Genomic DNA, 11828 nt, shown 5'->3' on the forward strand with positions numbered 1-11828 from the left:
CGGCGGTTCCCGGGCGCTTCGGGCAGGCTGGAGGGATGGACACCGAACGCGGGGACGCCGCCGACCGCACCGTCGGCGAGGTCGACCTCACCCGCTGGCGCACCCGCGCGGGCCGGGCGACCGCGCAGGGGTGGACCACCCTCGGCCACCGGTACGGCGCGATGCCGCTCCTGCTGCTCACGCTGGCCGTCGGGATCGGCATCGCCGTCGTTGCGACCTGGCTCGCCTCCGAGGTCTACGACGCCGTCCGCGAAGCCGACGACGTCGCGGTGCTCGACCGTCCGGTGCTCGACTGGGCACTCACCCTCCGGTCGCCCGTGGGGGATCGCCTGGTCACGTGGTGGACCGACATCGCGGGCACGATCGGCATGCCCATCGTCGCCCTCGGGTTCCTGGTCGGGTTCACCATCCAGCGTCGGGCGTGGACCCCGTTGGTGCTGCTCGTCGCGGCGAGTGGCGGCTCGCTGCTCATGACGATCGCGGGCAAGGACCTCATCGGTCGAGCGCGTCCGCCGCTCTCCGACGCGGTGCCGCCGTACGAGCACTCGCCGTCGTTCCCGTCCGGCCACACCCTCAACGCGACGGTGATCGTGGGGACGATCGTGTACCTGCTGCTCCTGCGACAGTCGCGGGTCGTCACGCGGGTGTGGACGATCGTCGTCGGCACCCTGTTCGTGCTGTCGGTCGGGGCCTCGAGGGTGTTCCTCGGGCACCACTGGCTCACCGACGTTCTGGCGGCGTGGGCGCTGGGGCTCGCCTGGCTCGCCCTCGTGGTCACCGCGCACCGGCTGTACCTGACGGCGCTCCGCCACGGTGCCGAACCCACCCCGGACGCCGACATCGTCAAGAAGACCTGAACCGATGTGGCCACTGTTCCAGTAATTGCTCCAACACTTGAACGACTCTCCTCTGAGCGGCGTGAGATGACCCGCGGTGAGGCCGCGCGCGCATCTCGTGAGCAGAAGAGGTCGAGTCGGCCGAATGCACTCGACACCTTCTGCTCACCAAGCTCCGGGACTCGACCGATCAGGGACCGGCGGCAGAGCCCCGTCAGCCGCTACGGGTAGGTTGCCCCGCATGGAAGAACGGGTCTTCGGCGGCAGGTACCGCGTCACGGGCACGCTCGGACACGGTGGCATGGCGTCCGTGTACCGGGCGGTCGACGAGCAGCTCGGCCGCGAGGTCGCCGTCAAGGTGTTCCGCATCGGACCGGTCGACCACGGTGAACGAGCCCGAGCCGAGTCGGAGATCCAGACCCTCGCGACACTGCGCAGCCCGACCCTCGTCACCCTGTACGACGCCGCCCTCGACGACGAGGACGGGGACTCGTACCTCGTCATGGAGCTCGTCCCCGGCAGCGACCTCGCCACCCGACTGCGCGAGGGACCGCTCGACCCCACGACCGCGGCCCGTGTCGGCTCGCAGGTGGCCGACGGGCTGAGCGCCGTGCACGCGCAGGGCATCGTCCACCGCGACGTGAAGCCCGCCAACGTGCTGCTCGAACGCGACGGCACCCACGTCAAGCTCGCCGACTTCGGCATCGCCCTGCTCCGTGACGCCTCGCGCGTGACCGGCACCGGCACCGTGATGGGGACGGCTGCGTACCTGGCGCCGGAGCAGGTCCTCGCGCAGGAGATCACCGGCAAGGCCGACGTCTACGCGCTCGGGCTGGTGCTGCTCGAGTGCATGACCGGCAAGACGCCGTTCCCGGGCAGCGCGATCGAGTCCGCGACCGCGCGGCTGACCCGCAGCCCGGAGATCGACCAGCACCTGCCGACGGCCTGGCGCACGCTGCTGCACGTGATGACCGCGCAGGACCCGTCCGAGCGCCCGAGCGCGGCCGAGGCAGCCGAACGACTGCGCGCCCTGGGCCGCGACGAGCCCTCGACCGCCACGCAGCTCCTGCCCGGCGGGCCCGGAACACTCACGGCGGCCGCAGGCGGTGCGGCGGCCGGTGCCGCCGCAGCCGGTGCCGCCGCCGCAGCCACGGCTCCGATGGCCGCGTACGCGGACGACGCGACCCGCGTGATGCCGGCGACTGGCGCCTCCCGTCCGGGTGGACAGTCGGGTGCGGACGACGCGACCCGCGTGATGGACGCCCAGCAGCCGAACGTCGCGGACGACGTTTCGACCACCGTCCTCGGTGCCCAGCGCGGCGCCGGCGGCCCGACCGGCGCCGGCGGAGGGGTGCCACCCGCGGCCCCGCCCGTCCGCCCGGGCACCGGTGACGACCCGGCGCAGCGCGAGAAGCGGCGCAAGGGACCGATCATCACGGCGATCGTCGTGGTGATCCTGGTGCTCGTCGGCATCGGTGTCGCGGTCTTCGCCCTGAACGGGGACGGCGACAGCACGCCCGCACCGACCGACTCGACCTCGACCGCACCGCCCGAGCAGGAGCCGAGCGAGGACCAACAGCCGAGCGACGAGCAGCAGCAGCCGAGCGAACCGGCCGAGCAGCAGCCCTCCGAACCGGCCGAGCAACCGTCCGAGCCTGCTGAGCAGCCGAGCGAGGAACCGAGCGAACCGGCGCAACCGACGCAGGACCCGCCGGTCGGTCCCGAGCCGAGCAGCCCGGCGTCCAACCCGGTGCAGCAACCCCAGGACGGCACCGGCGCGGCGGACACCGCGGTCGACTCCGGGCCCGGCAAATCCGAGAACGCGCCCGGGCAGAACAAGGGCTGACACGCCGAGCGTTTTCGTCCAGACGCTGGACCAAATACGCTGGACCCGTGCGAGAACTGCAACGGAGCGGTGGGCCGACGACGGCCGTCGCGGCGCGGAACGGTGTCGGCTTCGGATCGTCGGAGGGGTGGCTGGTCGAACGACCAGCGGGGGACGGCGCCGTCGTGGCGCTCGTCCCCGGCTCCGGAGGCCGAGTGGTCGCACCCGGCGACGAACTGTCGTGGGTCTGGTTCCCCGAACGCACGCTGCCGCAGGGCGCCACCGAGCCCACCGAGGCGGACCTGCCGCACTTCTGGGACGCCACGGCCTTCGCCGTCGACGTCGTCTTCACCGACGGCACACGATTGAGCGAGCACCAGGCCGTGCGTGGCGGACAGGCTCGCGACCAGTACGGCGACCCGCTCACGCCCGAGGCGCAGGACGCGGCCCGCAAGCAGTGGGTCGACCAGTGGAACCGTCGCGCGGTGGACCTCACGCCGTTCGCGGGGCTGGTCGTCGACCGACTGGAGGCCCGGCTCGGCTCCGACACGCAGCCGTCGGACGCCGACGGGGAGCGTCCAGCCCTGCGCGGCTGGCTCGACGACGTCCGGATCGCCCCGGCACGCCCGGCACCGGTCACGCCGCTCGACCACGTCCGCACGACCCGCGGCACGCAGGCTTCGTCCCGGTTCTCCCGCGGCAACAACGCGCCGCTCGTCGGCATCCCGCACGGCGGGGTCTTCGGCCTGCCGATGACCGACGCGTCGAGCAACCGCTGGCCGTACGCGTACCAGGAGCACTCCCGCACCGAAGCCGACGGCCGGGTTCGACCGGCGATCCAGGCGTTCGCGACGAGCCACATCCCGTCGCCGTGGATGGGGGACCGCGGGGTGTTCCAGGTCATGCCGTCGCCACTCGACACCCCCGACGTCGACCGGGCCGCCCGCGCGCTCGGCTTCGACCACGACGACGAGATCGACGGTCCGCACCGGTACCGGGTCGCCCTCGACCAGGGTGTGACGGCCGAGATGACCGCGGGGGAGTTCGCCCTCGGCTTCCGGTTCACCGGCACCCGCAGCATCGTGCTCGACCACCACGGGTGGGTCTCCGACGTCTCCGTGACCGTGACCGACGGCACCGCCGTGGTCGAGGCCCTGCTCGACGACCGCCCCGGCACCCCGCCACACCACGTGCACGTCCGGATCCCGCACGTGACCGCGGACCACACCAGCATCGGCGAGCACGAGCTGCGCGGCTGGCTGGCCGTGGACGGCACCGCTGTCGTCGACGTCCTGCTCGGCATCTCCACCGTCTCCATCGAGGACGCCCGCGCGAACCTCGACGCCGCCGGCTCCTTCGACGCCATGGGCACCCGCGCCGAGGCGCTCTGGACGGAGAAGCTCGCGACCCTGTCGTTCGACGGAGCCACCCCGGACCAGCTGGTGAGCCTGTACTCCGGCCTCTACCGGCTGTTCCTCTACCCGAACCGTGCCGGCGAGACCGCCCTGACCGGGTCGCCGCACCACCGCTCCCCGTACGGAGCCGTCCTCGCCGACCCGATCCGCGACGAGCCCGGGCCGGAGGTCGTCGAGGGGCCGTTCACCACCACGAACGGGTTCTGGGACACCTACCGCACCGCCTGGCCGCTCCTCGGACTCCTCACCCCGGAGACCGCCGGCGAGCTCGCGCAGGGCTTCGTCGAGCACCACCACGACGGCGGGTGGACGCCGCGCTGGAGCGCCCCCGGCGCCGAGGACTGCATGACGGGCACCACGAGCGACACCGTCTTCGCCGACCTCGCGGCGAAGGGCATCACCGGGTTCGACCTCGCCGAGGCGTACCGGAGCGCCGTGCGGAACGCGACCGTCCCGCCGCGTGACGAGCGTGTCGGACGGAAGGGGAGCCTCCCGGGCGCCTTCCGCGGCCACGTCGACACCGCGACGTCCGAGGGGATGTCCTGGACCCTCGACGCCGCCATCAACGACTGGGGACTCGCGGTGATGGCGGGGCTGCTCGCGTCGCGGGCGGGCACGCCCGCCGACCTGTCCCGGTACGAGGCCGAGGCGGAGTGGTTCGCCCGTCGATCGCTGCAGTACCGGCACGTGTTCGACTCCGAGCGGGGCTTCTTCATCGGCCGCGACCCCGACGGCTCGTGGCGGGTCGGCACCGAGTTCGACCCGCGCGACTGGGGCGACGACTACACCGAGACGAACGCGTGGGGTACTGCCTTCACCGCACCCCACGACGGCGCCGGCATCGTGGACCTGCACGGCGGCCCGGCGCGGTTCGACGCCACGATCGACGCCTTCTTCGCGACGCCCGAGACCGGCGCGACCGTCCGATCCGGCGCGTACGGCTTCCCCATCCACGAGATGACCGAGGCCCGCGACGTCCGGATGGGCATGCTCGGCCTGTCCAACCAGCCGGCGCACCACATCCCGTTCTTCCCGATGTTCACCGGTCGGCACGACGACGCGCACCGGATCGTCCGCTCGGCTCTGGAACGACTCTTCGTCGGTTCCGACCTGGGCCAGGGCTACCCCGGCGACGAGGACAACGGCGAGATGAGCGCCTGGTACGTCTTCGCGACGATCGGCCTGTACCCGCTGGCGCCGTCCACGGGCACCTACGTGCTCGTCCCGCCGTCGGTCCGCAGGACGGTGCTGCGGCAGCCGGGAGGCGCGGAGACCGTCATCGAGGTCGCCGACGGTTCCGCAGGTGCCTACGTCGCGTCGGTGACGGTCGACGGCTCGCCCTGGACCTCGGTCAGCATCCCGCACCACGTGGTGGTGTCGGCGTCGCGCATCGTCTTCACGCTGTCGTCCGAACCGCAGGGGTGGGCATCGGACACCCGCCCGGTCTCGGCCTCCGAGGTGCACGGCTACCGGGACGCCCCGGTCGACCTGCTGCCCGTCGGGATGTCCTCGGAGGGCTCGTCGCCACTGGTCGACGACACCGGACGGACCCTCACGGCGCTCGCCGCGGGGGAGTCGGTGTCGTTCGACGTGGACTGCCCCGCCGCGTCGCTGTACACCGTGACGGTGGCGACCCCGGGTTCGTACTCGTGGCAGGTGTCCCTCGGCGAGACGGTCACGGCGGTCGACGGTGCCGAGTTCACGTGGGCCGGGCAGACCCGGGTGTTCCGGATCATCGGCGGTGGTTCGTCGTTCACGTTCACCGCCGGCACCGACCTGACGCTGACGCAGCTCGAGCTCATCGCGGCCGACGGACAGCGTTGACCCGGCGTTCACCGAGCGGGAGCATGCTCGCGCCATGTCGATGAGCGCACCGTTCGATCCCGAACAGCAGGGCCGGTCCATCCCCGTGGACGGCAGTGACGAGTCCGAACTCGAGATGGAGGAGGACCGCGGCGCCGACGTCGGCGACGACTCCGCCGACCCGAGCGTCTCGCCCGTCAGCCACCACGATGAGGACGAGGCCGGCGGCGGCCCGGTGTTCCGGCGTCCGCACGCCGGCGAGCGGCTGCACCCGGACGACCTCTGACCGTTCCGGGGGTCCTCCGGGGTTTCTTGGGCGATTGCCAAGCGGCTCGGGCATGCTCGTGCGCATGTCGATCGCGAACTCGTGGGACCCGTCCGGTGGCCGTGCAATCCCAGAGGACCAGGTCCGTCAAGACGGGCTCGAACTCGACGAGGACCCGGCGATGCTCGGGATCTCGTTCGACGTCGTGGGTGGTGCCTCCGCCGACCCCGCCGGGGTGTCCCCGGTCGACGTGAACGTGCCGACGCCGAGGTCTGCGGGCTCCGCCTCCGACGACTAGCGCGCGCCCGGTCGAATTGGCCATGCGGCCCCATCTGGTCGTTAGTATTCCAGAATGGTACCGACGGCTTACGTGGACGAGTCCGAGCCCGGAGACGAACGTGACCCCGGCGCGTACATCCTCGGGGCGGTGACGGTTGCCGACAGCGATGCTGAGCGGTTCCGGGACTCGCTCTGCGCCATCAAGCCACGATCGGCGCGGAAGCTGCACTGGTCTGAGAGCGACGCCCGGCACCGTACCGGGATCGTCGGGATGCTGTGCGACCATCCGTTCGAAGCCATCGGGGTCGTGATCGTGACTGACCGATCCGTCCGGAGCGAGCGTCGTCGCCGTCTTGCTCTTGAGCACTTGATCCTCGAACTCCGCGCGAGCGGTGTCGACCGAGTTGTCCTCGAATCTCGCGGGCCCTCGGACCGGAACGATCGCGCGCACCTTGACGCCCTGCGGTCACGCAAGTTGGTTCACGGGCTCGTGTTCGAGCACCTGCCGGGTGGTCGCGAGCCACTTCTCTGGGCGGCGGATGCGGTCTGCGGCGTGGTCGCGCTGGCTCGGCGAGGGAAACGGCCTATCTCGAGCAGCTGGATCACGTGCTGAGCGTCCACGAACACCGTCGGTGAACGCGCGAATCCCCGGGCCCCGCTATACCGCAGGAGCTCCCGGGGATCACTTCCGCACCCACCTCGATGGGGCGACTGGTCTCAGTGTGACATATCAGGCGGGATGGCGGAAGGGTCGGGGACCCGGTACTTGAAGCCGACGTGCGATCCGGTGAAGCCGAGGCGCTCGTAGAACCGGTGCGCATCCGTCCGGGCGGCGTCCGAGGTGAGCTGCACGAGCGGGGTCCCGAGGTCCGGCGCTGCGACGTCGGTCACCCAGCGCATCAGCGCGCTGCCGATGCCACCGGAGCGGAGTGCGCTGCTGACCCGCACCGCCTCGACGAGCAGCCGCGTCGAACCGCGGCGGGCCATGCCCGGGATCCGGGTGAGCTGCAGTGTGCCGACGAGCCGACCGGACTCGTCCTCGGCGACCAGCAGCGCGTTCGTCGGGTCCTCGGTGATCGATCGAAGGGCCGCGGCGTACTGCGGGCGGTCCTCCGGGGCGGCGACATCGCCGCGGGCGGCACTGATCGGGTCGTCGGACAACAGCGCCATCAGGGCGTCGAGGTCGCCGTCGGCCGCGTTCCGCACCACCACCGAACCGGCGCGGGCGGACAGGCGGACGGGCAGGGTGAGGTCGTGGAGCACGACTCCACCCTGCCCGACGGACTCACGGAACGGTGTGCCCCGCAGCGGTGAAGATCCGGTACCACTCCTCACGCGACAGCTCGACGTCCGAGCCGGCCGCCGAGTCGCGGACACGCTGCGGGTTCGTCGTGCCGAGGACGACCTGGAAGTGCGCGGGGTGCCGGGTGATCCAGGCGACGGCGATGCCGGTCGGGGTGACCCCGTGCGCGGCGGCGATCTCCTCGAGGGCGTCGTTGAGGTCGGCGTACTGTTCGCGGTCGCCGAGGAAGACGCCGTCGAAGAACCCCTTCTGGAACGGCGACCAGGCCTGCAGCGTGATGTCGTTGATCCGCGAGTAGTTGAGTATGTCGTTGTCGCGGGAGATCGACTGGTCGAGGCCACCCATGTTCGCCGTGAGGCCCTGCGCGATGACGTTGGCGTGGGTGATGCTCAGCTGCACCTGGTTGAACGCGAGCGGCTGGCGGACGTGCTTCTTGAGCAGGTCGACCTGGCCGGGGGTGTGGTTCGAGACCCCGAAGTGGTGCACCTTGCCGGCGGCGTGCAGCTCGTCGAAGGCCTTCGCGACCTCTTCGGGCTCGACCAGGGCGTCGGGGCGGTGCAGGAGCAGGACGTCGACGTACTCGGTCTGCAGCGCGGCGAGCGATTCGTGCACGGACTCGAGGATGTGCTCGTACGAGAAGTCGAAGTACGCGCCCTTCGGCGTCGGTCGGATGCCGACCTTGGTCTGCAGCACGATCTCGGCGCGCTCCGCGGGCGACAGCGTGACGGCCGCGCCGAACCGCTCCTCGCAGCCGTGCCACTCGCCGTACACCGCGGCGTGGTCGAACATGTTCACGCCCGCGTCACGCGAGGCGCTGTAGAGCGCGCGGATGTCCTCGTCGCTCATGTCGTTGATCCGCATCAAGCCGACGACGACGTCGGATGCGGTGAGGTCCGTCTGTGGCAACTCCAGTGTCTTCACGCCCACGATCCTGCCAGCCGGTCCCCGGTGCAGGCAGGCCCTGCCAGTACCCCAGGCCGGCGCATCGGGCACCCGCTCAGTGGACGGAGAACCCTCCGTCGACCGCGATCGACTGCCCGGTGACGTAGGCCGACCCGGGGCCGGCGAGGAACACCGCCGCCGCGGCGAAGTCCGACGCGAGTCCGTTCCGGCCGACCAGCGTCCGCGCCGCGAGCGCTGACACAGCGGCCGGGTCGGAACCGAGCCGCTCGTTGAGCGGGGTGCGCACGAAACCGGGGATGAGGACGTTGGAGGTGACCCCCTGCGCGGACCAGGCCTCCGCTTGGGACCGGGCCAGTGCCTCCAGGCCGGCCTTGGAGACCCCGTACGCGCCGCTCGCGGCGAACGGACGGTGCGCCTGCTGCGAGCTGATGCTGATGATCCGGCCGTGGCCACGTGCTGCCATGCCGGGCGCGAGCCGCTGGCCGAGCAGGAAGGGTGCGTCGAGGTTCACGGCCATCGTGGCGTCCCAGGTGGCCTCGTCGAGGTCGGCCATCGGCGGCCGGAGGTTGATCCCGGCGGAGTTCACGAGGACGTCGACGTCGCCCGCCGCGTCGGCGAGGGCGTGTGCTCCGGCACGCGAGGACAGGTCCGCGACGATGCCGTCGGCCGAGCCACCCGCCTGCCGGATCGCCGCGACGGTGGCGTCGATGGTCGCAGCCGTCCGTGCCGCGATGCGCACGTGCGCTCCCGCGTCCGCCAGAGCGACCGCGATCGCCTGTCCGATGCCGGAACTGCCTCCCGTCACCAGGGCGGTGCGTCCGTCGAGACCGAAGAGCTGCTGCAGCGACATCCGGCCAGGCTAGCGAGGCCCCGTACGCTGGGCCGGTGCGTGACGACCTGCTGCCGATGCTCGCCTGCCCCGTGTGCGCCGAGCCCCTCGGTCGGGTCGACGGCGGCCAGGTCGGCTGTACGACCGGGCACCGGTTCGACGAGGCCAAGCAGGGCCACCTGACGCTCCTGCCGGCGAAGCGTCGGGCGCTCACCGCGGACACCCCGGAGATGGTCGACGCGCGGCTGCGGTTCCTGGGGCGCGGGCACTACGCGCCCGTCGAGCGGGCGCTTGCCGACGTGGTCGCCGAGGCGACGGCCCCCGGCATCGTGCTCGACGTCGGGTCCGGTCCGGGAACGTACCTGGCGCGTGCGCTGGACGCAGCGCACGTTCCGGACGGTGCGGACGGGAGGCTCGGGGTCGCGTTGGACCTGTCGGCCATCGCGATCCGACGGGCGGCCCGCGTCCACGAACGTGCCGGAGCCGTCGTCGGGGACGTGACCGAGCGCCTCCCGGTCGTCGACCACGCTGCCGCCGTCGTCCTCGACGTCTTCGCACCGCGCAACCAGACCGAGTACGCCCGTGTCCTGCACCCCGACGGCGTGCTGGTCGTCGTGACCCCGCGCACCGGCCACCTGGCAGAGCTGGCCGAGGCGACGATCTCCGTCGACCCGGAGAAGGAGCGGCGGCTGCACGACTCGCTCACGCCGTCGTTCGTCCTGCGGTCCTCCGAGCACCTGACCTGGACGATGGACCTCTCCGCCGAGGACGTCCACGACGTCGTGCACATGGGGCCGAGCCACCACCACGTCGCACCGGACGCGGCGTTCGCCCCAGCGACGGTGACGGCCGCGGTCACGGTGTCGACGTGGTCGCCGACGCGCTGACCGCGGCCACCGCGACCGACTACTCCTGAGCCGGGGCGACGTCGAGCTGCCAGACCACGCCGAACCGGTCGCGGAGCTGCCCGGCGAGCGGCGCCCAGGCCGAGGGAGCGAGGGGCTGCCGGATCTCGGCGCCGTCGGACAGCACGGCCCAGTACCGCTCGATCTCGGCGGTGTCGTCGCCGTGCACGAACACGTAGAACGCGTTCGATCCCTGGTCGTAGGGCTGCCCGGGCCAGACGTCGAAGGCCATGACCCGGAACCCGGCGTCGGTGGAGACCTGGCCGAAGACGACGCGGTCCGTCCAGGCGGGATCGTCCAGGGCGCCCATCTGCCCGTAGGTGGCGGCGGTGACATCGCCGCCGAAGACCGATGCGTAGAAGTCGAGGGCCTCGCGGGCATTGCCGTCGAAATTGAGGTGGGGTGTCGTTTCGATGCTCATGGAACGAGGATGACCGTCGATGCGGTCAGATCGTGTCCGCTTCTCCGGCGAGAATGATCGGCATGGCCGGACCCTCCTCGCGCATGCTCGCGCTGCTGTCACTGCTGCAGGTGCACCGTGACTGGCCGGGCGACGAGCTCGCCGGACGCCTCGAGGTCAGCCCCCGCACGGTCCGCCGCGACGTCGACCGGCTCCGCGAGCTCGGGTACCGGGTCGAGGCACTGCGCGGGCCCGCTGGCGGGTACCGACTCGCAGCGGGATCGGACCTGCCGCCCCTGCTGTTCGACGACGACCAGGCGGTGGCGATCGCCCTGGCGCTCGCCGCCGCGCCCGCGTCGGGCGCGGACATCGCGGAGTCGGCTGCCCGAGCACTGGCGACGGTCCGGCAGGTCATGCCCGCGCGGCTCCGGTCGCGCATCGACGCGGTGCAGGCGGTCTCGACGTCCGGGCGGACCCGCACCGACCCGGACGTGCTCGTCGCGGTGAGCGAGGCCGTCCACCTGCGCGAGGTCTTCCGGTTCGGGTACGGCGAGGACGAGACCCTGCACCGGGTGGAACCGCACGCCGTCGTCGCCCGGAACGGCCGCTGGTACCTGCTCGACTGGGACCTCGACCACGACGACTGGCGCACCCACCGTGTCGACCGGATCACCCCGCGGATGCGCACACGGGTGCCCTTCACCCCGCGGCCGGTGCCCGGTGACGACCCCGCGGCCTTCGTGTCGGCGCGGTTCAAGGGATCTGCGCAGGCCGATGTGTGGCCGTGCGTCGGTTCGGTCACCATGACGGCCGCCGACGCACGGACGATCACGCCCTACCTGCCCGAGGACGCCGTCGTCGAACCCTTGTCCGACGAGCGGAGCCGCGTGACGCTCGGCTCGTGGTCCTGGCCGGGGCTCGCCGGAGCGTTCGCGGGGTTCGCGGTCGACTTCGTCGTCGAGGGTCCCGAGGACCTCCGCGACGCCGTCGGTGCACTGGCCACGCGGCTCCGGGCGGCGAGCGCGCGTTAGCGGGGCGCATGCGTCCGCCGGGGCGGCGTGAGGA

At 72.0% G+C, this 11828-nt stretch carries 12 protein-coding genes; 8 read left to right on the forward strand and 4 right to left on the reverse strand.

Features of this window, described 5'->3' with window-relative positions:
* Positions 1-35 precede the first annotated feature (35 nt).
* The 6 genes from EDF40_RS10005 (at position 36) to EDF40_RS10030 (ending at position 7036) form a co-directional block, all read left to right on the forward strand.
* On the forward strand, positions 36-857 hold the full coding sequence (locus EDF40_RS10005; RefSeq protein WP_123339410.1) for a phosphatase PAP2 family protein: 822 nt from the start codon (positions 36-38) through the stop codon (positions 855-857).
* Between the two features lie 220 nt (positions 858-1077).
* Complete coding sequence (locus EDF40_RS10010; RefSeq protein WP_185002954.1) at positions 1078-2682, forward strand: serine/threonine-protein kinase; 1605 nt, start codon at positions 1078-1080, stop codon at positions 2680-2682.
* A 47-nt stretch (positions 2683-2729) separates the two neighbouring features.
* On the forward strand, positions 2730-5900 hold the full coding sequence (locus tag EDF40_RS10015) for a GH92 family glycosyl hydrolase (protein WP_260212647.1): 3171 nt from the start codon (positions 2730-2732) through the stop codon (positions 5898-5900).
* Positions 5901-5934: 34 nt separating this feature from the next.
* Entirely contained in the window at positions 5935-6165 is a 231-nt protein-coding gene (locus EDF40_RS10020; protein ID WP_017887929.1) for a hypothetical protein, read from the forward strand.
* A gap of 64 nt (positions 6166-6229) precedes the next feature.
* Positions 6230-6442 (forward strand): hypothetical protein, encoded by a 213-nt coding sequence (locus tag EDF40_RS10025; protein ID WP_139179591.1) that lies wholly within the window; start codon positions 6230-6232, stop codon positions 6440-6442.
* Between the two features lie 72 nt (positions 6443-6514).
* Positions 6515-7036 (forward strand): hypothetical protein, encoded by a 522-nt coding sequence (locus EDF40_RS10030; protein WP_123339412.1) that lies wholly within the window; start codon positions 6515-6517, stop codon positions 7034-7036.
* 104 nt (positions 7037-7140) lie between these two features.
* On the opposite strand, the gene EDF40_RS10035 is transcribed toward EDF40_RS10030, so the two are convergent.
* The 3 genes from EDF40_RS10035 to EDF40_RS10045 form a co-directional block, all read right to left on the reverse strand.
* The gene (locus EDF40_RS10035) at positions 7141-7686 is read right to left on the reverse strand and encodes a GNAT family N-acetyltransferase (RefSeq protein WP_123339413.1); all 546 of its coding nucleotides are present in this window, start codon (positions 7684-7686) and stop codon (positions 7141-7143) included.
* Between the two features lie 22 nt (positions 7687-7708).
* The gene (locus tag EDF40_RS10040; protein WP_123339551.1) at positions 7709-8647 is read right to left on the reverse strand and encodes an aldo/keto reductase family oxidoreductase; all 939 of its coding nucleotides are present in this window, start codon (positions 8645-8647) and stop codon (positions 7709-7711) included.
* 76 nt (positions 8648-8723) lie between these two features.
* Positions 8724-9479 carry an SDR family NAD(P)-dependent oxidoreductase gene (locus EDF40_RS10045; protein ID WP_123339414.1) on the reverse strand — a complete coding sequence of 252 codons (756 nt, stop codon included), beginning with the start codon at positions 9477-9479 and terminating at the stop codon, positions 8724-8726.
* A gap of 35 nt (positions 9480-9514) precedes the next feature.
* On the opposite strand from EDF40_RS10045, the gene EDF40_RS10050 reads away from it, so the two are divergent.
* A complete protein-coding gene (locus EDF40_RS10050; protein WP_123339415.1) occupies positions 9515-10345 on the forward strand; it encodes a putative RNA methyltransferase in 831 nt (276 codons plus the stop codon).
* 19 nt (positions 10346-10364) lie between these two features.
* Here the strand turns inward: EDF40_RS10050 and EDF40_RS10055 are convergent, their stop codons facing one another.
* A complete protein-coding gene (locus tag EDF40_RS10055; RefSeq protein ID WP_123339416.1) occupies positions 10365-10784 on the reverse strand; it encodes a VOC family protein in 420 nt (139 codons plus the stop codon).
* Between the two features lie 62 nt (positions 10785-10846).
* On the opposite strand from EDF40_RS10055, the gene EDF40_RS10060 reads away from it, so the two are divergent.
* Positions 10847-11794 carry a YafY family protein gene (locus tag EDF40_RS10060; RefSeq protein WP_123339552.1) on the forward strand — a complete coding sequence of 316 codons (948 nt, stop codon included), beginning with the start codon at positions 10847-10849 and terminating at the stop codon, positions 11792-11794.
* Positions 11795-11828 lie beyond the last annotated feature (34 nt).

Source organism: Curtobacterium sp. PhB170, assembly GCF_003752345.1.
Taxonomy (GTDB): domain Bacteria; phylum Actinomycetota; class Actinomycetes; order Actinomycetales; family Microbacteriaceae; genus Curtobacterium.

Excerpts from the sequence above, each read along its gene's own strand:
- EDF40_RS10055 (WP_123339416.1), bottom strand. The coding sequence starts at position 10,784 with ATGAGCATCGAAACGACACCCCACCTCAATTTCGACGGCAATGCCCGC.
- EDF40_RS10045 (WP_123339414.1), bottom strand. The coding sequence starts at position 9,479 with ATGTCGCTGCAGCAGCTCTTCGGTCTCGACGGACGCACCGCCCTGGTG.
- EDF40_RS10010 (WP_185002954.1), top strand. The coding sequence starts at position 1,078 with ATGGAAGAACGGGTCTTCGGCGGCAGGTACCGCGTCACGGGCACGCTC.
- EDF40_RS10005 (WP_123339410.1), top strand. The coding sequence starts at position 36 with ATGGACACCGAACGCGGGGACGCCGCCGACCGCACCGTCGGCGAGGTC.
- EDF40_RS10060 (WP_123339552.1), top strand. The coding sequence starts at position 10,847 with ATGGCCGGACCCTCCTCGCGCATGCTCGCGCTGCTGTCACTGCTGCAG.
- EDF40_RS10020 (WP_017887929.1), top strand. The coding sequence starts at position 5,935 with ATGTCGATGAGCGCACCGTTCGATCCCGAACAGCAGGGCCGGTCCATC.
- EDF40_RS10025 (WP_139179591.1), top strand. The coding sequence starts at position 6,230 with ATGTCGATCGCGAACTCGTGGGACCCGTCCGGTGGCCGTGCAATCCCA.